Annotated in this window: 18 protein-coding genes; 2 read left to right on the forward strand and 16 right to left on the reverse strand. The window is 69.2% G+C overall.

What is annotated here, in order from left to right; all coding sequences use genetic code 11:
- Window positions 1–79 precede the first annotated feature (79 nt).
- From AOZ06_RS35590 to AOZ06_RS35610, 5 genes are read right to left on the reverse strand one after another with little or no spacing between them, the layout of a single operon-like run.
- Window positions 80–3142, reverse strand: a complete 3063-nt coding sequence (locus AOZ06_RS35590) for a BTAD domain-containing putative transcriptional regulator (RefSeq protein ID WP_083472140.1) — start codon at window positions 3140–3142, stop codon at window positions 80–82.
- A gap of 58 nt (window positions 3143–3200) precedes the next feature.
- Window positions 3201–4016: an SWIM zinc finger family protein gene (locus AOZ06_RS35595; RefSeq protein ID WP_054293388.1), complete on the reverse strand. Its 816-nt coding sequence runs from the start codon at window positions 4014–4016 to the stop codon at window positions 3201–3203.
- Window positions 4017–6959 carry a DEAD/DEAH box helicase gene (locus AOZ06_RS35600; RefSeq protein WP_054293389.1) on the reverse strand — a complete coding sequence of 981 codons (2943 nt, stop codon included), beginning with the start codon at window positions 6957–6959 and terminating at the stop codon, window positions 4017–4019.
- Between the two features lie 49 nt (window positions 6960–7008).
- A complete protein-coding gene (locus AOZ06_RS35605) occupies window positions 7009–7872 on the reverse strand; it encodes an SDR family NAD(P)-dependent oxidoreductase (protein WP_218921837.1) in 864 nt (287 codons plus the stop codon).
- A gap of 52 nt (window positions 7873–7924) precedes the next feature.
- A complete protein-coding gene (locus AOZ06_RS35610; RefSeq protein WP_054293390.1) occupies window positions 7925–8620 on the reverse strand; it encodes an SDR family oxidoreductase in 696 nt (231 codons plus the stop codon).
- Between the two features lie 144 nt (window positions 8621–8764).
- Here AOZ06_RS35610 and AOZ06_RS35615 point away from each other — a divergent pair, with 144 nt between their 5' ends.
- Window positions 8765–9457 carry a TetR/AcrR family transcriptional regulator gene (locus AOZ06_RS35615; protein WP_054293391.1) on the forward strand — a complete coding sequence of 231 codons (693 nt, stop codon included), beginning with the start codon at window positions 8765–8767 and terminating at the stop codon, window positions 9455–9457.
- A 234-nt stretch (window positions 9458–9691) separates the two neighbouring features.
- Here the strand turns inward: AOZ06_RS35615 and AOZ06_RS35620 are convergent, their stop codons facing one another.
- Window positions 9692–12469, reverse strand: a complete 2778-nt coding sequence (locus AOZ06_RS35620) for an AfsR/SARP family transcriptional regulator (RefSeq protein WP_169799022.1) — start codon at window positions 12467–12469, stop codon at window positions 9692–9694.
- 75 nt (window positions 12470–12544) lie between these two features.
- Between AOZ06_RS35620 and AOZ06_RS35625 the strand changes: the two genes are divergently transcribed.
- Window positions 12545–13582 (forward strand): LacI family DNA-binding transcriptional regulator, encoded by a 1038-nt coding sequence (locus tag AOZ06_RS35625; RefSeq protein ID WP_054293393.1) that lies wholly within the window; start codon window positions 12545–12547, stop codon window positions 13580–13582.
- 73 nt (window positions 13583–13655) lie between these two features.
- Here AOZ06_RS35625 and AOZ06_RS35630 read toward each other — a convergent pair whose 3' ends face one another.
- The 10 genes from AOZ06_RS35630 to AOZ06_RS35675 form a co-directional block, all read right to left on the reverse strand.
- Window positions 13656–15914: an FtsX-like permease family protein gene (locus AOZ06_RS35630; RefSeq protein ID WP_054293394.1), complete on the reverse strand. Its 2259-nt coding sequence runs from the start codon at window positions 15912–15914 to the stop codon at window positions 13656–13658.
- On the reverse strand, window positions 15911–16588 hold the full coding sequence (locus AOZ06_RS35635; RefSeq protein WP_236951848.1) for an ABC transporter ATP-binding protein: 678 nt from the start codon (window positions 16586–16588) through the stop codon (window positions 15911–15913). Before AOZ06_RS35635 ends, AOZ06_RS35630 begins: the two co-directional genes overlap by 4 nt.
- A gap of 152 nt (window positions 16589–16740) precedes the next feature.
- Entirely contained in the window at window positions 16741–17484 is a 744-nt protein-coding gene (locus AOZ06_RS35640; RefSeq protein WP_054293395.1) for a carbonic anhydrase family protein, read from the reverse strand.
- A gap of 150 nt (window positions 17485–17634) precedes the next feature.
- On the reverse strand, window positions 17635–19119 hold the full coding sequence (locus AOZ06_RS35645; protein ID WP_054293396.1) for a SulP family inorganic anion transporter: 1485 nt from the start codon (window positions 19117–19119) through the stop codon (window positions 17635–17637).
- 34 nt (window positions 19120–19153) lie between these two features.
- Window positions 19154–19738, reverse strand: coding sequence for a carbonic anhydrase (locus AOZ06_RS35650; protein WP_054297165.1), 585 nt, complete (start codon window positions 19736–19738; stop codon window positions 19154–19156).
- Between the two features lie 156 nt (window positions 19739–19894).
- Window positions 19895–20221 carry a hypothetical protein gene (locus AOZ06_RS35655; RefSeq protein WP_054293397.1) on the reverse strand — a complete coding sequence of 109 codons (327 nt, stop codon included), beginning with the start codon at window positions 20219–20221 and terminating at the stop codon, window positions 19895–19897.
- Between the two features lie 286 nt (window positions 20222–20507).
- On the reverse strand, window positions 20508–21413 hold the full coding sequence (locus tag AOZ06_RS35660) for an LLM class flavin-dependent oxidoreductase (RefSeq protein WP_054293398.1): 906 nt from the start codon (window positions 21411–21413) through the stop codon (window positions 20508–20510).
- A 184-nt stretch (window positions 21414–21597) separates the two neighbouring features.
- A complete protein-coding gene (locus tag AOZ06_RS35665) occupies window positions 21598–21798 on the reverse strand; it encodes a hypothetical protein (protein ID WP_157233434.1) in 201 nt (66 codons plus the stop codon).
- A gap of 216 nt (window positions 21799–22014) precedes the next feature.
- Window positions 22015–22476 carry a MarR family winged helix-turn-helix transcriptional regulator gene (locus AOZ06_RS35670; RefSeq protein ID WP_054293400.1) on the reverse strand — a complete coding sequence of 154 codons (462 nt, stop codon included), beginning with the start codon at window positions 22474–22476 and terminating at the stop codon, window positions 22015–22017.
- Window positions 22473–23612: a glycoside hydrolase family 88/105 protein gene (locus tag AOZ06_RS35675; RefSeq protein ID WP_236951849.1), complete on the reverse strand. Its 1140-nt coding sequence runs from the start codon at window positions 23610–23612 to the stop codon at window positions 22473–22475. The genes AOZ06_RS35670 and AOZ06_RS35675 overlap by 4 nt, the downstream gene beginning before the upstream one ends.
- Between the last annotated feature and the right edge of the window lie 37 nt (window positions 23613–23649).

The following is a 23649-nucleotide window of genomic DNA, read 5'->3' on the forward strand; positions in this document are numbered from 1 at the left end:
TGGCCAGACCCCCTTGTACGCTGGCCAACCCGCTGACAAGCATGGCGGGCCGAGCTTGCGGAAACCTTGGTACGACCTGTCATGGGGGCCATGCAAGGTAGAGCCTGCGCTCGTCAGGCGTGAAATCCCTGGTGACGCGCTCGTGCCCGATCGCGAGCAACTGGTCGACCGGGACGCACACGTCACACGCCCAGAGGTCGACCGTGCCGTCGGTCCGGCCGGTCGCCAGCCGCTTGCCTGAGCCGAACCCGACGCTGGTCACCCCGGCTGGGGCGTGCTGCTCGTACACCACCGCGTCGGCTCGCACGGCCCACTTCCACAGCCGGACCTTCTGGTCGTTGCCGACGGAGGCGATGTACTGGCCGTCCTCGCTGAACGCCAGGTCCCTGACACGGCCGGAATGGCCGGTGCGCACCTTCGGTTCACCGCCGCCGGTCGTCGGCCACACCCGGATCGCGCCGTCGTTGCCCGCACCCGCGATGAAGTCGCCGTGCGGGCTGAACGCGATCGCACGCATGTCCTCCGAGCCCTGCAGCACGACCGGGCCCTCACTGCCGGTGAGCCTGCGCAACCGGATGCCGCCGTCCTCGTGGGCACTGGCCAGGAACCGGCCGTCCTTGCTGTAGGCGACAGCGAGGGCGGGCGATCGGCCAGCCTGGTTGATCACACGGCTGTGGCCGGTGCTGAGCTCAGTCGCCCGCACGGCACCGTCCTCGCCGACGGTCGCGATGGTCGTCCCGCCCTGGTCGAACGCGATGCCCTGCACCTTGCCGGCGTGGCCGGTCCGGACCTGCCACGGCGCACGCTTCTCGAACACCGGCCACAGGATCACGACCCCGCCGCCTCCCGCCGTGGCCGTGTACCTGCCGTCGGGGCTCACCGTGACCGACCGCAGCGGCATACCGGCCGCTCGCATGCCCACCTTGGCCAGCCAGAACGTGCCGTCGATGCTGACGCTGGCGACGTTCTTGCCGTCCGGGCCGAACGCCACGTCCACGGCCGCGTCGCCGTGCGCGCGCACGACTTCCAGCCCCGGTTTGGTGCTGGGATCCCACGACCGGACCAGGCCGTCCTCCCCCGCGGTCAGCACGAGGCTGTTGTCATCGGTGAAGACGACGCCGTGCACGGGCCCGGCGGCACCACGCAGCACGACGGTGTCGCCTTGGTCGTCGGCTCGCCTGATGTGCGCGGTCCGGTCGTGCCCGCCCGTGATCACGTACTCGCCGTTCCTGCTGAACGCCACGGTGTTGACCGCGTCACGGTGGTCCCGGCGGTTGCGCGGCGGGGCGTCGCCGGCCGCGGGCCAGATGTCGGTACGCCCGTCGACTCCGCCGGTCAGGATCGCTGTGCTGTCCGGGTTGATGTCCACGTCGAGCATGGCGACACCACTGTTGGCCCGCGTGTGCTCGGCTCCGGTCGTGAGGTTCCGGATGATCAGCAGGCCGTCCTCGCCGACGCTGGCCAGCAGGCCGCCTGCGCTCCAGTCCACGGCCGTGGCCCGGCCGGTGTGCCTGCTGTACTGCCTGCCGGGACCGCGGCCGTCGGACGGCCACGCGCGGACCTGGCCGTCTTTGCCCGCGACTGCGATCCACCGCCCTTCCGTCGGCTGCCAGGCCACCGCGGTGGCGTTGGCGTCGATGGTGGCGATGGGGTTGCCGTCGGCCGACCACACCCGCAGCGTGCCGTCCTCGGCGACGCTGGCGATGCGGTCGCCGAACGTGGTGAACGTGACGTCGCGGACCGGCCCGCTGTGGGCCAGCACGGTGATGGGTTTGGTGCTGCCATCCAGCGACCAGATGTGCAGCGTGCCGTCCTTGCCGCCGCTCACGACCCGGACGCCGTTGATGTCGAGCGCGGTGGCCGCGCCTTTGTGGTCGTGCCATACCTTGCGCACACGTGACTCGACGAGCGCCTGGGCGAGGACGGCCTGTGCGGATTCGCTGGGTTCCATCTCGACCGCTCGCACGGCGAGCATCAGCGACAACTCGGGGTCGCGGGACAGTTGGTTGCGGGCGCTCACGACCAGTTCGCCGACGGTCGCCCGTTCGCGTTGCGAGTTGGCCTGATCGTTTTGCACCGCGACGACCACGACCAGCAGGAGCACCGCGACCACCGCGAAGCTGAGGCTGATCAGCGAGACGTGCGCCCGGCGACGCCCGGCCGCGCGTTCATGCGCCTGGAGGTCGACGCTCGCGGCGAGGAACTCGCGTTCGATCACGCCCAACCCGCTGGTGTCCCGGTCACGCCACGCCGCAAGCCGCGCGCCTCGGTACACCAGCGAGTCGTCACGCGCGTGCTGGTCCCATTCGGCCGCCGCGTCGGAGAGCTTGCGGTACAGGCGCCGCAGTTCGTCGCCCGCGCTGTCGTCCTTTTCCGGTTCCGGCTCGGCTTCCGGTTTCGGGGCAGGTGTTTCGGTGTCCCGCAGAATCGTGAGGTACAGCCGTCGCAGCGCTTGTCCTGGCTCGACGCCGAGATCTTCGGCCAGCCGTTCACGCAGTGCCGCGTAGCACGACAACGCCTCTGCCTGTCTGCCTTGCTTGTGCAACACGGTCATCAGCTGCTCGGCGACCGGTTCGGCGTGCGGGTGTTCGGCGAACTCCCGTTCCAGTACGTCGATTGCCTCGTCGTGCCTGCCGAGATCGACCATCGCCTTCGCCCAGTCCGCGCACGCGCCGACCCTCTTGCGGGACAAACCCTGGCGAGCCTCCTCAGCCCAGCGACCGGCCATGTCCTGCAAAGCCGTGCCGTGCCAACAATCAAGCGCGGTGCGCAGCAACGCCACACGGCGCGTCGGGTCAGCGGTCGAGCGGGCTTCGCTGAGCGCGGCCTCGAACCGCCGTAAGTCCACGGCTTCCGCCGGGACGTCCAGCACATAACCGCCGTTGCGTTGGTGCAACATGTAGTCCGGTTGGCCTGTTTCCCGCAGCGCCTTGCGGATCCGGCTGATGTAGCTGTACAGCGCGTTGCGGACGTGCGTGGGTGGGCTGTCGTCCCACACGCGGTCGATCAACGTGTCGACCGAGCACGGGCGACCGGCGTTCACCAGCAGCACAGCCAGCACGGCTCGCTGCTTGTTGGACCCCAGCTCGATCCGGCGGTCCTCGTCGTTCAGCTCGATCGGTCCCAGCACCTGAAAACCCACGAATCCTCCCCCGGATTGCTGTGGAAGGGATACAGGGTAAGGCTCGGTGGGCGGAGTGTCACTGACCGCGCGTGAACCGGTGGTACAGCGGGACCAGCACGTCGATCAACGGCCGACCGCCGACATCGATCGGTGGAGCGTCCACGCGCAGCAGCACGAGATCCGTGTCCCGCTCCGCGGGCAGCACCGGAAGCGGCCCGGCGCTGAAGAAGTCGTCGAGCACCGGCTGCGGCGCACGCTGCGGCTCGGGCGCCTCCTCGGCGCGGCTGCGGCGCAGCCTGTCCAGCAGGTCCGCCTTGGACCGGCCACGCCATTCGAAGATCAGGAACGGGTCGTCGTCGAACCGCTCCGCCAGCAGGAAACACACCGCGGCGACGTGTTTGCACGGCACCGCCCAGTCCGGGCAGCTGCAGTGCATCGGCAGGTCCCGCGCGGCCGCGGGGAACAACGGCACCTCCAGCTCGGCGAACACCTCCTCGATCTCCGGCGGCATCTGCCCGGCCAGCAGCTTCGCCGCGAACAGGGCCATGCCCGCCAGCCGCTCGGTGACCAGATCCCATTGCCGTGCGCTCAACGGTTTGGAGATCAGCTTCACCGCGTACGGCTCCGGCCGCGACCCCTGCACCTTGGCGATGACCTTGCCGGCCGAGATGTCCAGCGACATCACCTGACCGGCCCGCGCGTACGTCTTGCCCCTGGTCATCCGGCCGCCGAGCTGCAGCTCCTCCAGCACGGCGATGAACCGCTGCGACCACCAGCTGGTGGCGATCCTCCCGCGGGCGCGGCGCGCCTTGATGCCGTTCTCGACCTTGATCGGCCCGGTCGACGGGTAGTCCTCCCACCACTTCGCGTCCGGTTTGCCGTCCTGCGCCACCTACGCCACCTCCCCGACCGCGTCCGGGGTGAGCTCGAACAGTTCACGCAGGGCGTTGGTGGACAGCTCCGTGAGCCAGTCCTCGCCGCTGCCGACGACCATCTCGGCGAGTGCCTTCTTGGTGCGGATCATCGCGTCGATCCGGTCCTCGACCGTGCCGGCGCAGACGAACTTGCGGACCTGGACGTTGCGTCGCTGGCCGATCCGGAACGCCCGGTCGGTCGCCTGGTCCTCCACTGCGGGGTTCCACCAGCGGTCGACGTGCACGACGTGGCTCGCGGCGGTCAGGTTGAGCCCGACGCCACCGGCTTTCAGCGACAGCACGAAGATCGGCGGACCGGCGTCGGACTGGAACCGTTCCACCATCGCGTCACGCTGCGCCTTGGTCACGCCGCCGTGCAGGAACAGCACCGGCTGCTCGAACTTGGCGGTCAGGTGCGCCCGCAGCATCTCGCCGAACTCGGCGAACTGCGTGAAGCACAGCACTTTGTCCCCTTCGGACAGTGCCTCGTCGAGCAACTCCTCCAGCCTGGCCAGCTTGCCCGAGCGGCCCGGCATCCGGGAGCCGTCCTTGAGCAGGTGCGCCGGGTGGTTGCAGACCTGCTTGAGCCGCGACAACGTGGACAGCACCAGGCCACGGCGTTCCATGCCCTCGCTGTTGTCGATGCGGTCCATCATGTCGGCGACCACGGCCTGGTACAGCGACCCCTGCTCGGCGGTGAGCTGGCAGACCTCGGTCATCTCGATCTTGTCGGGCAGGTCGGAGATGATCTGCTTGTCCGTCTTGACCCGGCGCAGGATGAACGGTTGCGTCCGGCGGCGCAACGCGGCCGTCGCGGCCTGGTTCTTGTCCCGCTCGATCGGTACGGCGAACTTGCTGCGGAACGCGCTCGCCGGGCCGAGCAGCCCGGGATTGGCGAACTCCATCACCGACCACAGCTCGGCCAGCCGGTTCTCCACCGGCGTCCCGGTCAGCGCGATCCGGTGCGCGGCAGGCAACGACCGCACGGCCCTCGCCTGCTTCGACGCCGAGTTCTTGATGTTCTGCGCCTCGTCGAGCACCACCCGGCGCCAGCCGAGCTCGGCGAGTTCCTCGTGCTCGCGCGAGACCACGCCGTACGTCGTGATCACCAGGTCGGACCCGGCGACCTTCGCGGCCAGCTCGCCGCCGCCGACCCGGCCGGCACCGTGGTGCACGTACACGCGCAACTCGGGCGTGAACCGCGCGGCCTCCCGCTGCCAGTTGCCGACCACCGACATCGGGCACACCAACAGGTTGGGCCCGCCGCCTTCGGCGGCGACCAACGCCAGCAGCTGAACGGTCTTGCCGAGGCCCATGTCGTCGGCCAGACAGCCGCCGAGACCCAGTCTGGACAGGAAACTCAGCCACGCCAGCCCGCGCTCCTGGTACGGCCGCAGCGTGGCGGTGAAGCTGTCCGGTGTGGGCACCGGGGCCAGCTGGTCCTCGATGTTCCCGGCGAGCACGTCACCCAGCCAGCCGTCCGCGACGACGTCGGTGACCGGCACGTCCAGGCCCTGCTCGGCCAGCGCGGAGTCGGCCTGCAGCAGGTCACGGGCGGTCATCCGGCCTTCGCCGGACTGTTCGAGGAACGTCAGCGCCCGCCGCAGCCGGGCGTTGTCCAGCTCGACCCACTTGCCGCGCAGCCGCACCAGCGGCGCCTTCGCCTTGGCGAGCTCGGTGATCTCGGCCTGGGTGAGCTCGTCCTCGCCGACGGCGAGTTTCCATTGGTAGTCAAGGATGTCGTTGAGCCCCATGCCACCTTTGACGACCGCGCTCTGGCCCTGTTTCGACGAGCTCGCCTTGAGCTTCAAGCCCAGCTCGGGGCCGCGCTGCAACGCCGAAGGCAGCTGCACACCGAAGCCCGCCATCGTCAGCGCGTTCGCCGACTGGCGCAGAAACTTGTACGCCCCTTGCGGATCAGTGCGCAAGAAGGCAGGCGTGCTGACTCGCAGGGCCGCGTCCAGCTCCGGGTACACGCGGCTTGCCCGGCCCAGTCCGGCGAGCAGCACCTCCTCCGGGTGCTCGGCGTACCGGGCCAGGAGCGTCGCGGCACCTGTGCCCTGCCACACGTCGCGTGCGCTCGCCGTCAGACTGGGATCGGCGGTCGCCTGCAGGAGGAACTCGACGCGCCAGTCCTCGTCGTCCCCGTCAGGCAGCGCCAGCCGGAAACACGTCCGCAGCGGACCGGCTGGCGGTGCCGCCGACCGGTGCCACGAACGGAGTTTCTCCCCGAGATCACCGAGGTCGCCGTCGACGACGGCGTCCTGTGTGGTCAGTGCCCGCAGCCACCGCTCCGGCGCACTCCCGCCCGCCGGGATCTCCTCCAGCCGGTCGCGCACGATCGCGTCGGTCAACGCCGTGAGCACGAACGGCATGAGATCACCGGGCAGATCGGCCTGTTCGGCCCGCACGACCGCGGGCATCGCCTTGTCCAACGCCCTCGCGTGGTCGGCCTCGTCGCCGGTCAGCTGCGGTATCCACCGCGCGTGCCCAGCCACCAGACCGGGCAGCACCTGCCCGCGGTCGACCAGGGCCTCGGCGAACCGCGCGACCGCGGCCATCCACCGCCAGCAACCACTGGGCGTCTCCGGCGGCTGCTGTTCCAGCAACCGGACGGCCTCGCCGGGAGTCAACGCCAACGCGTTCACGGTCCACGGCGCCTGCTTGAGCTTCCTGGGCTTGTCCGCCGCCGGTCGCACGAGCTCCGGCGCGGCGACCGGCCCCGCGCTCGACGAGGGCAGCAGGAGCGTCAAGGTGCACTCGTCACCGGTGCCGAAGATCTTCCGCAGCGTCTCCACCGAGGCGCCGAACGGGTGTTTCCTCGGTTTCACACCAGGTTTCGCCGTACCGGACAGCGTCGCGTCCTCCGCCCACACGCACACGCCGCCGGTCGCGGACCAAGCAGCGTGCACGACAAGCATGCCGGAGACGATATAGCCACCCTCCGACAGTTCTGTCAGTGCGCCGGAGTCAGCAGCTCCGGGTAGCCGATCCGGCGGTAGAACTGCTGGCGGACCGCGTCGCCGACCGCGTTGACCAGTTCGGCTCCGTCCTCGGACGGGTCGACGTGCACGCGGAACGGCCGCTGTCCCTTCGGCAGGTCGACCACGCGCACGATCTCGCGCGCGACCTCGGCGGGGTCGGCGTCCGGTGGCAGCAGGGCCGCGAGCCGACCCGCCACCTCCTCGGAGAAGCCCGCGTACCGCTCGTCATAGGCGCTGCGACGTCCTCGTCAGCCGCGTGTCCCGCGTTGGCGAACTGGTTCGTGCCACGGGTGAAGGCGCCGGGGACGAGGACGGTCGTGTCGATGCCGAACCGGGACACCTCGGTCGCGTAGCTCACCGCGAGCGTGTCCTCGGCTGCCTTGGCGGCGAAGTACGGCGCGAGGAACGGTGGTGTGCCGCCACGCGTGCTCGACGAACCAACCCACACGAGCAGACCGTCGCCTTGCCTGCGCAGGTGCGGCAACGCGGCACGGTTGAGCCGTTGTGTGGACAGCACGTTCGTGTCGTACACGCTGGCCAGCTGTTCCGGCGTGAACGCCTCGGCGGCGCCGAGCACCATGTGGCCCGCGTTGTACACGACGACGTCCAGGCGTCCTTCGTCGGCGATGACCTCGGCGACGGCCGCGTCGACCGAGCGCTGGCCGGACACGTCCATCTCCACCGGCCGCACACGGTCGCCGTATGCCTTGGCTTCGGCGGCGGCGACGGCATTTCTTCCTGCGATGTCACGTATTCCCGCGTAGACGGTGTGCCCGGCGCCCGCCAGGGCACGGGCGGTCATCGCGCCGAAGCCGCTGGACGCGCCGGCGATGATCACGATCTTGGGCATTGGTGCCACCATCCTTCCGTCAGGCCGCCACGCCACCGTTGGCGTAGATCACTTAGCCGTTGATCCAGCGCGCCGGGCCTGCCAGGAAGGCGACGACCTCGGCGATGTCGGCCGGTACGCCCAGCCGCTCGAGCGGGGACGCCTTGGCCGCGGCGTCGATGACCTCCTGTGGCTTTCCGTTGAAGTACAACGGTGTCGCGGTCGGACCGGGGGCGACCGCGTTCACGGTGACGTCACGTCCCCGCATTTCCTTGGCGAGGATGAGGGTCATCGCGTCGACCGCGCCCTTGCTGGCGGCGTACGCGGTGTAGCCGGGGACCGCCAGTTTGGTGACGGTGGTGGAGAAGTTGATGATGGCGCCGCCCTGGCGCACTCGCCGCGCAGCAAGCTGGGAGACGACGAACGTGCCGCGGATGTTGGTGCGGTGCATGCGGTCGAGGTCGTCGAGGTTCAGATCGGCCAACGGCGACAGCAGCATGATGCCCGCGGTGTTCACGACCACGTCCACGCCGCCGTACCGCCGTTCGACCTCGTCGAACAGCGCGGTCATCTGGGTCTCGACGGCGATGTCGGCCTGGAACGCGCTCGCCGTCCCGCCCGCTTCGGCGATCTGGGCGACGGCCTCGTCCGCGCGGGCCTTGTTGCCCGAGTAGTGCACGAGGACGGCCAGACCGCCCTTGGCCAGCCGCTGCGCGACCTCGCGGCCGATTCCGCCGGATGCTCCGGTGACGATGGCGACCCTGGTCATCTCTACCTCCCGTTAGCGGCGTTCCGTTTGTTCGTTAGCAACGCTACGGCGAATCCCGTACCAGCGCTACCGGACGGCGCGTATCAACGCTATGACTCGCGTAACATCGTTAACGACTCCACGTAGCACTGCTACCATGGCTTCATGGATGACCTGCGGACACGCATGCTGGAGGCGGCCGAACAACTGCTGGACTCCTCACCGGACCGGGACATCTCCACCCGCGCGGTCTGCGAGGCGGTCGGCGTCGGCGCGCCCGCGCTCTACCGCCTGTTCGGCGACAAGAACGGCCTGCTCAGCGCGGTCGTCGACCACGGGTTCGAGCGATATCTGTCGATCAAGCGGATAACCCGGCCGTCCCCCGACCCGGTCGCGGACGTGGCCGCGGGCTGGGACAACCACATCCGCTTCGCGCTGGAACACCCCACGGTCTACCGGCTGATGTACTCCCCCAGCCTCAGTGCCGTGCCGAAAGCGGCCGGCGAAGCGTTCGAACTGCTGCACGGGCTGCTGGAGCGCTGCGCGGAAGCCGGGCGGCTGCGGATCCCGCCGGAGCAGGCCGCGCAGACGATCATGACCGCCAGCGTCGGTGTCGCACTGAGCCTGGTCACCCAGCCGGACACGTTCACCGACAAAGGACTGTCCGAACGGGTCCGCGACGCGGTGTTCGCGTCGGTGTTCGCCGACGAACCAGCCGACTCGCAGGCGCCCACGACCGTCGCGGCAAAAGCGTTGCAGCTCAAGGCGATGCTGGACGCGACCCCGGGTACGGAACTGGCCGAGCCGGAAGCGAACCTGCTCAAGTACTGGCTCGAACGACTGGCCACGAGCAAGTGAACATGGGCGGGCTCGGATCGTGCTGACTCCCTGACAGCCGCCGCCCAGCCTGGCGACGCGAAGGGGCTGCTTGTCTTCGCCACCGATGGGCTCAGCCCCGTCGCCGACGAGCAGACCGTTGCCGGAAAAACGTGGGCCGGCGACACCTCCAGCAAGCCGCCGGACCACGCAACAGCTGATGGCACAGAGGTTAGATCGCGGGGCGTACAGCGGTCCGTACAGTTCGCCCGACAGTCACTGGACGTGCGCGGACAGTATCTCCTCGAGCATCGCGTCACGGCGTGTCGACGGCGACGCGAACAGCTCGTAAGCCCGTCGGCGGTCCAGCCCCGCGGTCGCCGCGTCTCCCAGTTCCGTCCGCGCCCTGGCCAGCTGTCTGGCTGCCGCGGCCTGGCCGTAGTCGTCCTCGATCTGCACGGTCAGCCGCTGGGCTTTCAGCGCGTCGTTGAGGGCGTTGCGGGGTTCGTCCTCACGCAGCCAGATCTCCGACCTGCACAGCAGCGCCTCCCACTCGTCGTCGCGGTTGCCGGTCCGGCGGCACGCGGTCAGGCCCGCGTCCAGTGTGCGCAATGCCTCGCCGCGGTCGTCGATCAGGCAGTACGCCCGGCCGAGCGCGACCAGCGTGACGCTCTCGCCGATCCGGTCATCGCACCGGCGGCGCATCGCCAGGCACTCGTTGAGACAGTCGATCGCCTCGGTGTGCTTGCCCAGCCGCAGCAGCACCTCGCCGAGGTTGTGCCGCACGATGACCACTTTGTCCGATCGCTGCGCGTCCAGCAGGGCGATGCTTTCGATGAAGTAGTCGTGCGCGCGGTGCGGGTCGTGGGTCCACATCGACAACCAGCCGAGGTTGTGCAGTGCGAGCCCTTCGCCTTCGCTGTCGCCGACTTCACGCCAGATCCGCAGCGCTCGCGTCATGCATTCACGCGCGGACTCGACCCGGCCGGCGCGGTACTCGATCGTGCCGTGGACGGCCAGCATCGCCGCCTCGCCCCGGCTGTCGCCGTCGCGCCGCGCCACCTCCAGCGCGAGCCTGGCCAGCGCTGCCAGCTCGCTCCAGTGGCTGCGTTTGGCCGCCAGGGCGCGGACCGCGGTGACCAGGTCGATGGTGAACCGGGCGATCGCCGGTTCCCGCTCGGCCGCCTGGCTGGCCACCGCCACCAGGCACGGCATCTCCGCGTCGAACTGCTCGACCTCGGCTTGCACGCACATCGTGCGGTACCACTCCAGCGCGCACTGCAGGGCGCGCGTGCGCTCGGTGACCGGGTCGGTCTCGGCGGCGAGTTCGGCCGCGTACAGGCGAAGCAGGTCATGGGTGCGGAACCGGTTGCCGGTGACCGGGTCGAGCAGGCGGACCTCCACCAGCCGGTCCAGTGCGCGTTCGGCGCGCGGTTCGTCCACCTCGAGCAGCACCGCGACCAGTTCGACGCCCACTTCGGGCACGCCGAGCACGCCCAGCAGCCGGAAAGCCTTCGCCGCCAGCACGGCCGTGACGTCCGAGCCCAGCGACTCGTAGCCGACAGAGAAACAGGCCCGCACGCCGAGGTCGGCCACGCGCAGCTCGTCCAGTGTGCGCCGCCGGTCAGCCAGGCGGGCGCCGAACTGCGCGAGCGACCAGTCCGGACGGCTGGCCAGCCGCGCGCCCGCGATCCGCAACGCCAGCGGGTGCCCGCCGCACCACCTCGTGATGTCCGCGGCGTCGGCGTGCTGGGCGAGGACACGTTCGTCACCGGCGAGCTTTCCCAGCAGCCGGACCGAATCCCCGGCGCCGAGCACACCGACCGGGACGTGCTGTGCGTCCACAGTGGTCAACGCGACCCGGCTGGTGATCACGACAGCGCAATGCCGGTTGGCGGGGAGCAACGGCGTGACCTGACCGGCGTCGGCCGCGTTGTCCAGCACCACCAGCATCGTCCGTGACGCCAGCAGCGACTGGTACCTGGTGGCCGCCTCACCGGGTTCGACGGTCAGCTCGTTCGGTGGCACACCGAGGGCGCGCAGGAACCGCCCGATCACCTCGCCCGGGTCGAGCGGGCGCAGACCGGGACTCGAACCTTGCAGGTCGACGTACAGCTGACCGTCCGGGTAACGGTCGGCCACGGCGTGCGCGGCCTTCAACGCGAGCGTGGACTTGCCCACGCCGCCGGGCCCGTGCAACGCCACCACGCCACCAGCCGAAAGCTGCTCGATCTCGGCTTCCCGGCCCACGAACACGACGGGTTCCGGTGGCAGCTGACGCGGCACGACCGGTTCGGCGCGTCCCGGCGACAGCGCCGGGTCACGGCGCAGCACCTGTTCGTGCAGGCGGCTGAGCTCCGGACCTGGGTCGATGCCGAGTTCGTCGGCGAGCGTGCGACGGGCCACCTGGTACGCCTCCAGCGCGCCAGGCACGTCACCCGACCGGTACAGCGCGAGCACGAGCTGGCTGTGCAGCCGCTCCCGCAACGGGTGCTGCCTGGTCCAACCGCGCAGCCTGGCCGTGATCTCGGCGTGCCGTCCGCTCGCGAGCTGGAGTTCCGCGTAGTCCTCCGCGACGGCGAGGTACAGCTCGGTGAGCCGGGTGACGGTCTCGCCGAGCACCGGCCCGAGCGGCACATCACGCGCGACCGGGCCACGCCACAGGGCCAGCGCCTCTTCGAAGGCGTCCGCCGCCGTGGTGAGGTCGGACTGCGCCAGCGCCCGCCTGCCCTTGGCGACGTGGTCCTCGAACACGGGGACGTCGAAGTCGCCGGGGGCGATGTCGAGCTGGTAGCCGGACCGGGAGGTGACCAGCAGTTCCTCGCTCGGCAGCAACCGGCGCAGCTGCATCACGTAACCGCGCAGGTTCGGCGCGGCCGAGCGCGGCGGCTGCTCACCCCACACCTCGGCGATGAGGGTGTGCGCGGCAACGGTGTGCCCGGCGTTGACCAGCAGCATCGCGAGGACGGTGCGTTGTTTGTCGGCGGCGATCGGGGTGTCGTCGATCTCCAGCGCACCCAGCAGCCGGAACCTCATGGCTGGGTCTCGCGGCATCCGCGCAGTGTGTCGACGTTGCCGCTGTCCGGTCAAGGGGGATGGCCTGGCACCCATGGTTGTACAAATACTGGTATGAGCAAGCCGGCAGCCCGGACCCCGACCCTCGAGGACGTCGCGCGGGTCGCCGGTGTGTCCCGCGCGACGGTGTCCCGGGTGATCAACGGCATCCGGAACGTGGACAGCGGGATCCAGGAGACGGTCCGCAAAGCCATCCAGGCGACCGGCTACACCCCCAACCAGGCGGCCCGCTCACTGGTGACCAGGCGGGCGGGCACGATCGTGCTGGTGATGGCTGGGGCACCGGGCCAGGGCGAGGAATTCGCCACCCAGGTGTTCGCGGACCCGTTCTTCGGCCGGGTGGCCGGCGGGGTGGTGAACTTCCTGCGCAACCACGGCATCCACCCGGTCCTGATGCTGGCGGAAACCGACAAGGCGCGAGCGGAAGTGGTGGACTTCCTGCGACGGGGGAACGCGGACGGAGCACTGCTCGTCTCGACCCACCCGGAGGACCCGCTCCCCCGTCGACTGGTCGACGCCGGCCTGCCCGCGGTCCTGTTCGCCCGCCCGGCGCGGCCGGTCCCGATCAGCTACGTCGACATGGCACACCAGGCCGGGGCGGCACTGGCGGCGGACCACCTGATCAGCCGGGGCAGGACACGAGTGGTGACGATCTGCGGCCCACTGGACGTGCCGGCGGCCCAGGCCAGGCTGGCCGGCTTCCAGCAGGCCATGGCCCGGCACGGCCACCCGTACATCCCGACCGCCGAGGGCGGCTTCACGCAGCAGAGCGGCGAAGCAGCGATGACAAGGCTGCTGGCCGAGCACCCCGACCTGGACGGGGTCTTCGCGGCCAACGACCTGATGGCCCACGGCGCGGTGCTCGTCCTGCAGAAGAACGGCCGCCGCGTCCCGGAAGACGTGGCTCTGGTGGGGTTCGACAACAGCCCACCGGCACTGGCGTCCAGGCCACGTCTGACCACAGTGGTGCAGCCGCTGGAGGAGATGGCGGCGGAGATGGCCAGGATCCTGCTGGAGCGGATCGAGTCCCCCGGCCAGTCTCCCCGGTCGGTGATATTCGACCCGGCCCTGGTGATCCGGGAATCGACGTGAACCCCGGCTGTGCGCGCGGCGACGCCGGAGGGAGCCCCGATACGCCCTCCGGCGTCAGGAATGACGGCCGCTGCTACTCGTCCGAGTAGTCCCTTGCCGACACCCGCCGCAGGACGGGTCCGCAAGCGGCGGCGGCCATCAACGCCACCACGACGCCGAGCACCACCGGTGTGATGATCCACGGGTTGAGCTGCAGGCGGCCCTGGATCAGGGTGAGCAGGCCCGATCCGACGAACACACCGGCGACGCCCGCGCCCACCGTCGCCACCAGCGCGGGCAGCATGGCTTCACGGCGCAGGGCCTTGGTGAGGACCTTGACGGGAGTTCCCGCGGCTATCAGCGCGCCGAAGGTCCGGCGACGGTCCACGACCGAACCCGCCGCCGCCACGCCCGCGCTCACCCCGCCGAGTACGGTCGCGATGCTCAGCCCGATCAGCGTTGCCCGCTTGAGGTCGCCGGAGAGGGTGTCCGCACGGCCGTCGTAGCGCTCGTTGCTGTAGATCGAGACTCCGGGCAGGTTGCGGACCACCATGGTGTGTACGACGTCCATGTTGGACCTCGTCGTCACCACCGCCACTGTGTCCATCTCCTCAGGGCCCGATCCGAAGACCGCCGGGTCGACGATGAACCCGGGGTACCCGACCGGGTCGTACTCCCTGATCTCGGTTCCCTTCGGCAACGGCTTGGGGTCACCGCCGCCCCTGCCGCCGTACGACCTGAACTCCAGCTTCGAGCTGTCCACCGCCAGGCCCTTCGGGACGTAGACCGCCGGGCCGGGGCGGCACGGGCCGAGCCGGCCACCCAGTACCTTCGCCACGTCGGCGCACTTCGCCACCATCGCCGAGAAGCCGCGGTCGCGGTCGCCCCGCACGTCGAAGCCACCCGAGCCGATCTCGACGACCGGGGCGTCACCCACGCCGTTCGCGGCGAGGTCCGCCTTCAGGTCGTTGATCTGCTCCGGGGTGTACTTCGCGCCCTCCGCGACGAACACACCGTCCCGCCATTTGCCGTTGCTGTAACCGATCTGGTCCTCGACGCTCGGGAACATCGACAGTGCCATCGATCCCGCGAAGACCGCCAGCACGACCCCGGCCGACGCGCGGAACGCCGCCTTCGGGTCGTCGCGCAGCCTGCGACCGGCCAGCAAGGTGGCCGGTGAGCGCCAGTTGGCCGTGAACAGCTTGCCCAGCAGGGACGTCACCAGCGGACCGGCGAACACCAGTGAGACCGCGATCGCGACGAGTCCGAACAGGACCACGTACATCGCGGTGTCACCGTGGCCGTCCTTCGCCACTCCCAGCGCCACGACGAAGACCACGGCAGCGCCGATCAGCCAGAGCAGACGTGCCACGTTGGGCTGGCGCTTGGACTGCTGCTGCGCCGCGCCCAGCGGCTTGCTCACCGCGCGGCGCAACCCGAGCACCGCCGCACCGACGACCAGGAGTGGCGCCAGGACGAGCACTCCGGCGATCAGCGTGCCGGACGGCGTCCAGTCGGACGAATACCAGTCGCCGCCGTCCCACGGGATCAGGGCGACCAGTTCACGCATCGGGAACGACAGCCCCACGCCGAGAACCGCACCGCCGATCGCCGCGAACGCGGTCTCCGCGGCAGTCATGGAGATCACCTGCTGCGGGGTCGCCCCTGCCAGCCGCAGCGCCGCCAGCCGGCGTTCCCTGCGGGCCGCCGTCAGCCTCGCGGCCGACGCGACCAGCACGAGACACGGCGCGATCAGGACGACGATGCCGATCTGGCTGAGCAGGACCAGCATCTGGTTGATCGACCCCGGCGCGCCCGACGGCGTCAGTCCCTCGCGTGGGGTCCCGCCGGGCATCTGCTCGGCGTCGTGCCCCACGATCGCGACCAGCTCACCGGGGTACCTCAGCGCCTCGGGCCCGATCGTCCCGATCACCTTGCCCTTGAAGCGGTCCGCCAGCTGCGCGGCGGGCTTCTCCGCGGCCAGCTTGGCCAACGCCGGCGACAGCAGCACTTCCTCTGGTCCCGGCACCTTCGGGATCCCGGCCGCGACGGGCACGTCAGGCTTGAGCGCGGCGACGTCGAAGCGTTCGATCTGCTGCTGGCCGACGTTGTCGCGGGTGTAGGTGGACAGAACCGCGGCGCTGTCCTTCGCCTTGTCGAACTGCGCGTCGTTGCTGTAGTCCGGCTGGCGCCACGTGTCGCGGTCAGCGCGCGACTGCAGGGCGTCCGGAACCGTTGCCAGCCACAGCACCAGTGTCACCCCGACCGCGACACCGACAGCTGTGAAGATGGCCGACAAGCGGCTCCGGGAATCGCCCCGCAGCACGCGCAGCGCGAGCTGGACGGGGTTCATGCCGCCGCTCGCACCGCGATGCGGCCGTCTCGCATCTCGATGATCCGCTGCGCCCGATTCGCAACGGACTCGTCGTGCGTCACGATGACGACGGCCGCGTTCGTCTCCTTCGCCGCGGTCAGCAGAGCGCTGATCGTCTCCTGACCGGTCCGCGTGTCCAGCGCCCCGGTCGGCTCGTCCGCGAAGATCACGCGGGGGCTGTGTGCCAGCGCGCGGGCGATCGCCATGCGCTGCATCTGCCCGCCGGACACCTCACCCGGCCTGCGGTTGGCCAGGCCACCGAGGCCGAGGCGCATCAGCCACTCCCGAGCGGCGGCGATGCCCTTGTCCCGCGGGGTTCCCGCGAGCAGCATCGGCAGTGCGACGTTCTCCTCCGCGGTCAGTTCGGCGACCAGCATCCCCGACTGGAACACGAACCCGAACTCCGTGCGGCGCAGTTTGCTGCGCTCGGTCTCCGACATCCGGGTGATCGGCTCACGGCCGACGAACACCTCACCCCCGTCGGCGGGCAGGATCCCGGCCAGCACGTGCAGCAGAGTGGACTTCCCTGATCCGGACGGCCCCACGATGGCGACGACCTCGCCCGTCCCGATGGTGATGTCCACCCCGGCGAGCGCGGTCACGTCGCCGTAGCGCTTCACCACGCCACGTCCCGCCAGAATCGGCTCTGTCACCGTTCCTCCTCATCGATGTTCCGCGAACGACGAGGAGACTGCCGGGGCCAGGTGGGTTGCCGCTTCGTCCGGAGAGCCGGGGAAAACGATCAGCACATCGGCCATCTGGCTGATGTGCTGATCGGTCAATCGGCGACCCCCAGTCGCCGGTGTCAGATGTGCGGGCGGTCCAGCACGACCGACCGGCCGTTGAGCGGCTGGGGCGCGCGGGCGTTCCCACCGGTGAACACGTGCTGGAAGCGGCTGATCGTGGCCTGCGAGACGGTCTTGTCCTTCATCAGGAACCACGTGACGTTCTCGCTGAACGGGTACGTCGTGAGTGAGCCGTTGTACCGGGCGGACGTCCGCTCGTGCGGCAGCAGGGAGTTCAGGTCGACGTCGCCGACGTGCACGGTGGATCCGCACTCCGGCGCCAGCTGCGCCAGCACCTTGTCCACGGCCGACGGCGCGCCCGCCTTCAGCGGGATCCCGACGACCAGCAGTTCCTGCGCGGCGTTGCGGTGCACGAGGTGCATCTCCAGCGGCGTGGCCTGGCCTTCGAACCGGTGCTCGGACGGGGTGTGGAAGTGGAACTGGACCAGGTCGTAGCGCACACCGGACAGCGTCACGTGCGCGGTGCCGGGCTCGACCTCGGCTTCCTCGGTTTCCTCGTGGTGCCGGGCGGTGCAGCCGCCCGGTGTGTCCGCGTCCTTCTGGACGTAGCGGAGCCGGACGTCGGAATGGTGGTAGGAGACGTGCAGCAGCGGCAAGGTCGGGTCGTATCTGACCGCGCCGTGCGTCACGTCGATCGGGCTTTGCTGCGGCAGCCGCGACTCGGCCGGCCCCGCCAGTACGACGAGGCCGGCCGAGAGAGCGAAGGAAAGGCTGATTAAGGCGGCTTTTCTCTTTCGTGCCATACGCGGATCCTGCAGATCACCGCAGACTGCGTACAACCTACGAAAGTCAGTTTCCGGACAAATCTCCGATTATATCGCGGCGATTTTCCGCCAGGCGATATACGCCACCGTGGGTCCGTTTTTCTTGTATGTCCGGACATACAATTTTTCCTATTGTTGAGTTAATTGTTCCGGTTGCACGATATCGACGTTTTCGTTCCGGTCGGCCCACGCCATGAGCGCGATCCGGCAGGCGTGGTCGAGGTGATGCACGCCGGTCAGGTCGAGGTCGACCGGACGCCCGTTGGGCAGCGCTTCCAGCTTGTCCAGGATCACCGGCAGCCGCAGGAAGGTCGCGTTGCCCGACATCCTCACCTTGATCGGCCCGCTGCCCGTGTCCTTCACGCGGACCTGCACGTGCGACGCCTGCCACGCGACCTTGATGACCGCGAGAGCGATACCGATCAGGACGCCCTCGAACATGTTGAGCACCACGATCGCCAGCGCGGTGACCACGAGGATGACGGCTTCGCCGCGGTGCCGTTTCCACAGCGGAACCAGTTTGCGCAGCGGCAGCAGTTTGAATCCCGCGTGCACCAGCACACCGGCCAGTGCCGCCAACGGCATGATGCCGATCGTGGCGGGCAGCAACGCGGCGAAAAGCAACAACCACACGCCGTGCAGCACCCGGGACGCCTTGGTCCGCGCCCCCGCTTCCACGTTGGCGGAACTGCGGACGATGACAGCGGTCATCGGCAGCGCGCCGAGGAACCCGCAGACCGAGTTGCCCACGCCCTGGGCGACGAGTTCACGGTTGTAGTCCGTACGCGGCCCGTCGTGCATACGGTCCACCGCCGCCGCACTGAACAAGCTCTCCGCGGAGGCGATCAACGCGAACGCCAGCACCGTGCCCAGCAACGCGATGTCGCCGAGCTTGGCCAGGTCTCCCAGTGTGGCCGGGTTGATCGAGCCGAGCAGGCCCTGCACCTCGATCCGCTGGACGGGCAGGTCGAACAGCAGGCTCGCCGACGTGGCCAGCGCCACCGCGACCAGCGCGCCCGGCACGAGCCGGACCCTGCCCGGCAACCGGGACCACAGCACCATCACCAGGATCGTGCCCGCACCGATGGCGAACGCCGTCCACGCGGCAGCCGAGCTGAAGATGGTGCCGGCCAGTTCGGGCAGTCCCGCCAGTTTGCCGAGGCCGCCCGCCGGGGCGGTGGCGCCCGCCATCGTGTAGAGCTGCCCGGCGATGAGCACCAGGCCGATCCCGGCGAGCATCCCCTCGACCACCGCCGGGGAGATGGCACGGAACCACCGCCCGAAGCGCAGCAGGCCGAGCAGGATCTGCAGTAACCCGGCCGTCAGCACGATGACGCCGAGTGCGGCGAGGCCGAACTGCCTGACCGCCTCGAACACCAGCACGGTCAGCCCGGCCGCGGGGCCGGAGACCTGGAGGCTGCTGCCCGGCAGCAGACCGACGACGAGGCCACCGACGATCCCGGTCACCAGACCGAGTTCAGCGGGAACACCGGACGCGACAGCCACTCCGACGCAGAGCGGCAACGCGACCAGGAACACCACGATCGACGCGGTGAAATCGGCACGCCAGGCGCGCCGGGACAACGTGGGCGAGGGCATTTCGAGGAGCTCCATCCAGTCAACCGCGCTGATCAGCGAACGTGCCGCGTCAGAGCGGGAGGAAGTTCGGCGTACCCGGTTCGTTGGCGAGGACTTCGCCTGTCGTCACGCGGTAGAACCACGCGTGCAACCGCAGAGTCCCCGCCGCGACCCCTTCGACGACGCAGGGGTGCGTCCGGACGTGGTCCAGCTGGGTGCGGACGTGCCGCATGACCGCGGCGTCGAGGTCCACTTCGGAGTGGCCGGTGCCGTGCCCCGCCTGCGTCAGCCACCGCCGGACCTGCGGCATCACCGACAGGCCGGACTGGTTCAGCAGGCCTTGGACGGCACCGCAATGGGAATGTCCACACACGACGATGTCGGACACGCCCAGCGCGCGCACCGCGAACTCGACCGTCCCGGCGACCGCGCAGCTGGCGTCCGACCGGTGCGGCGGCACGATGTTGCCCGCGTTGCGCAGCTCGAACAGCTGGCCGGGCTGTGCGCCGGTGATCAGCGCGGGCATGACCCTGGAATCGGAGCAGGAGATGAAGAGGGCTTCCGGTTTCTGCCCGTCGCCAAGGCGCGCGAACTCGTCGCGCCGCCCGGCGACGGCACCGGCAAAACCGCGGGCGTGATCGATCAGTGGCTGCATGTCGGCCTCGTTCTGGGTCGGGCTGAATGAATCAGTGATCCAGGGACCGCGCGCAACCGGAACTTCCACCTCCACCGCGATGACGGCAGCGTGCATCGACGCTGGTTCTCGTTGTGAGGTCAGCGCTTCACGTTCCGGCAGCGAGCGTCTGACCGATCAGATGCGCAGCACGGGTAAGAGGTCGAGCGGCTGCGAGATGCCGTTGTGCTGCACGCGCACGGCACGGCGCGCGTTCTCGTCCGCGGGGCGGTCGCGCACGGCGTCGTCCCTGCCCAGCAGCGGCATGCCGGGCACGATCCCGTCGGACGGCTCGGCGCCGTCCGCGGCGCCGGCCAGGTGCCTGCGCGCGCTCAGCTGGACCGTTTCCTCGGTCTTCTCGCTGGTCTTGGCCCGCGGCTCGACACCGGCGTGCGGAGGGTGCTGCATGAACAGGACAGCCGCGAGCACGGCGAAGATCGCCAGTACCCCGAACCGTCGCGCCACGTCGCCTCCTCGACACACACAGTATCCATCCAGTGATAACACCGTTGGTTGCCGGAAAGTTCCCCACTGCCGCACAGTCCACACTGACCAAACACGAACAGGCCTCACGATGCGGCCGGCACGGCGACCGCATCGTGGTCCACGGCAACCACCCCGGGACCCGACACAGCCGACTGTACCGTGACTCGGAGATCTTGAAAATCCTTAACGCGCACTGAAAGCCTTGGCATCCAACCAACACATCGCGTTCACCCGGTTGTCACATCGCGACAGCGCCGCCCGCCTCCTACTGGGAAGTAGCCGCGCGAACAGCAGGTGCGATCTCGTTTGCCCAGCGCCCCAAAGAAAGCACACCATCCGTCCCATCTTCTGGGAAGAACAAGGTGAAACCACCCGCGCCGTGCTCGAGCACGGCACCGGTCAGCTCCTCGATCCACTGGTCCGGCGAACCGCCGATCCACTTGCCGGTGTCGTCGCGCGTGACAGCCAGCGGCCGATCGGTGATCCGGCCCACGAAGTTGTACACAGTCCTGATCTCACGCGGATCCCGGCCGACGGACGCGGCAGCCTCGTCGATGACCGGCCGCGACTCGCGATACCGCTTGCTGAGCCAGTCCGCCGCGTGGCCGGGGATCCAGCCGTCAGCGACCCGCCCGGTCGCGGCAAGCGATTTCGGGCCGTTGGACCCAGTCCACACTGGAAGCGCCGCGACGGGCGCCGGATCGACGGAATTCACCCGATAGTGACGACCGTCATGCTCGATCGGCGGTCCACCGCCCGACAGCTTGCCGACGAGGACGATGGCCTCCTCGAACGCGTCGACCGCCTCCCCTGGCGACAGCCGCGGCACCCCCATGGTGGTGATGTGGTCCCAGGCGCCACCCGCCCCCATACCGAGCACGACCCGTTCACCGGACAGCGCGGACAAGGACGTCACCATCCGCGCGAGCATCGGCGCGGGACGCAACGGCAGATTGGTGACGTTCACGAAACCGGCGATGCGCTCCGTCCGGCCGAGAACGAATCCGACAGTCGCGTACGCGTCGAGCCGCGTACCGAAATACGGATGATCGGAAACGGACAAAACATCCAGCCCGTCCCGATCGGCGAGCTCGGCCAAGCGGAGCAACCGCTCCACATCATCGACGCCACTCGGCGCGCCGAAGCCGAAGACAACCCCAGGTAGCGACATCACACTCACATCCAGCAGAAGTTACAGTTCGTAGTACGAACCATATTAGTTCGTACTACGAACTTACAACCCGCTTTCTCGTGCTGTGACCGGATCGCCCAGCTGGTGCAGGCGGATCTCGTCGTGGCGACGGCCCCATCGGTTTCCGCGGGGTGTGCCAGACGTCCCTGATGGCATCCGGCCACTAAGCGACGAGCAGCCGCTCGATCGCTCGGGGCAGGACTATCGGTATGTCTCTCACCGGATTGGGCAGGGTGGTGCTTGCCGCTGACGCGACCTCGATCTCGGTGCGCCCCGAGGACACGATCGCCGCGGTGATCTTGAAGTCGACCATGCCGTCCGGTGCGATCGCCGCCCGGTCTGCCATCTCCTGCAGTTGAGGCACGGTTGGCGCTGTGCTGGTCGGCACGGCCGTGGTGGTGGTAGTTGTAGTCGTCGTCGTGGTCATTGCCGGAGGCGGCGAAGCCTGTTGCGCAGTGGAACAAGCGGAGACGACAAAGACCAGTGCCAGCATGCGGCGAGTCGTGATTCCCCCAAGGGTGAGCAGAACCCCCCGTATCCGGGAACCTGCCCACATCGAACGGAGGCTCCGATACAGGCCCTAGCCGCGCTCGTCCAGCTCCATGAACACCGCGGGCACCTCGTTGTCCAGCACGACCCGGCTCAGCAGCGCGGCGAGCTGATCCCGGCCCGCGTCGCCGAGCCCGGCGGGTAGCTTGTCGACCCGGCGGCAGGTCTCGGCGTAGAACTCGTTCACCAGCTCGGAACCGCGCTCGGTGAGCTCGACGCGGACAGCACGGGCCTCCTCCGGATGCGGCCCGCGCTTGACCAGGCCGTGCCGCTCGGTGCGGTCCACCAGGCCGGTCAGGCTGGACTTCGCCAGCCCCAGGATCCCGCTCAGCTCACCCATGCAGTACGACTGCGACATCAGCACGCACAGCAGCTGCCCTTGCTGCGGGGTGAGTCCGTACTCCCGCGCCGACTCGGCGTACACGGCATTGACCAGGAACGACGCCCGGACCAGCGCCGTCACCACACCGAACCCGTCGTCCTTGGCACTCACACCGCCAAGGCTAGCTGCTCGTTCATGATCAGGAACGCACCGAGGCCGTGGAAGTCGTTGGTCGCGCGTGGCCGGTCGAAGTAGTAGTTCAGGTCTCCCGGCCCGGTGCCCACCACGATCTCCCTGAGGTTGGTCCGGCCGTCCGCGCCGAGCGAGATCCGTTGCAGCACACCCTGGTAGCCGCGATCGGCGACCGGTTTGAAGCTCGCGTCGAGGTAACCGCGCTGGACCGCACGCGAGATCGTGTAGGTGAACATGGCCGACGCCGACGTCTCGGTCCAGTTGCCGCTCGTCGTGCCCCGGTCGACCACCTGGAACCACCGGCCGCTCGCCTGGTCCTGGTACTGCCGGAAACCACCGGCGAGGTGCCGGACGGTGTCGATCAGCGCCTGGCGGCGGACGTGGTTGGCGGGCAACACTTCCAGGATGTCGATGGCCGACATCCCGAACCAGCCGACCGCGCGCGCCCACACGTGCGCCGAGTGCCGCGCGGGATCCGGCGCCCACCACTGCGACCCGTCCGCGTCGCAGGCGTGGAACAGCAAGCCGTTGCCGGACTTCAGACGGTTGAAGTACGTGACCATGTTGCGGGTCGACTCGTCGAACCCGTAGGTCTGGTTGTACTGCCTGGCGTAGTTGGCGATGAACGGCTGCGCCATGTACACGCCGTCAGCCCAGAGCTCACCCGTTTTCCCGGTGGCGTGCCACATCCCGCCGTCGGACGTACGCGGGTAGGTGTTGAACCGGTTGCGGATCTTGTCGGCGGCTGTCTTGTACCGCTGCCGGCCGGTCTCGGCGTGCAGGATCGGCAGCAGCACACCGGGCCGCATGGCGTCGAGGTCGTTGAAACCGTTGCTGATGTTGCCGTTCCCGTCGACGAACCGGTCCACCCACGCCTTGACGTAGTCGAAGTAAGCCCGGTTGCCGGTCCGCTTGTACACCAGGTACTGACCGTAGAGGTACAGGCCACGCGTGTAGTCCCAGCCGCCGAGTGTGGCCGGGGTGAACCGCGCCATGGTGGAATCCACCAGCTCCACCGACCAGTCGGGCACGATCGCACCGGCCGTGGAAGGCAAGGCGGGCAAGCCGAGCGCGGCTCCCGCACCGCCGAGCAGAACTGAACGTCGGGTGGGCACAGACAACCTCCGAGCGGCGGCGCTGGCGGCGGGAACC

This window comes from Kibdelosporangium phytohabitans, from assembly GCF_001302585.1.
Classification (GTDB): domain Bacteria; phylum Actinomycetota; class Actinomycetes; order Mycobacteriales; family Pseudonocardiaceae; genus Kibdelosporangium; species Kibdelosporangium phytohabitans.

What these genes read in the sequence shown, in the direction of transcription:
- AOZ06_RS35600 (WP_054293389.1), bottom strand. Translation starts at nt 6,959, where the DNA reads ATGCTTGTCGTGCACGCTGCTTGGTCCGCGACCGGCGGCGTGTGCGTG.
- AOZ06_RS35605 (WP_218921837.1), bottom strand. Translation starts at nt 7,872, where the DNA reads ATGCCCAAGATCGTGATCATCGCCGGCGCGTCCAGCGGCTTCGGCGCG.
- AOZ06_RS35610 (WP_054293390.1), bottom strand. Translation starts at nt 8,620, where the DNA reads ATGACCAGGGTCGCCATCGTCACCGGAGCATCCGGCGGAATCGGCCGC.
- AOZ06_RS35615 (WP_054293391.1), top strand. Translation starts at nt 8,765, where the DNA reads ATGGATGACCTGCGGACACGCATGCTGGAGGCGGCCGAACAACTGCTG.
- AOZ06_RS35620 (WP_169799022.1), bottom strand. Translation starts at nt 12,469, where the DNA reads ATGCCGCGAGACCCAGCCATGAGGTTCCGGCTGCTGGGTGCGCTGGAG.
- AOZ06_RS35625 (WP_054293393.1), top strand. Translation starts at nt 12,545, where the DNA reads ATGAGCAAGCCGGCAGCCCGGACCCCGACCCTCGAGGACGTCGCGCGG.
- AOZ06_RS35630 (WP_054293394.1), bottom strand. Translation starts at nt 15,914, where the DNA reads ATGAACCCCGTCCAGCTCGCGCTGCGCGTGCTGCGGGGCGATTCCCGG.
- AOZ06_RS35640 (WP_054293395.1), bottom strand. Translation starts at nt 17,484, where the DNA reads ATGGCACGAAAGAGAAAAGCCGCCTTAATCAGCCTTTCCTTCGCTCTC.
- AOZ06_RS35645 (WP_054293396.1), bottom strand. Translation starts at nt 19,119, where the DNA reads ATGGAGCTCCTCGAAATGCCCTCGCCCACGTTGTCCCGGCGCGCCTGG.
- AOZ06_RS35650 (WP_054297165.1), bottom strand. Translation starts at nt 19,738, where the DNA reads ATGCAGCCACTGATCGATCACGCCCGCGGTTTTGCCGGTGCCGTCGCC.
- AOZ06_RS35660 (WP_054293398.1), bottom strand. Translation starts at nt 21,413, where the DNA reads ATGTCGCTACCTGGGGTTGTCTTCGGCTTCGGCGCGCCGAGTGGCGTC.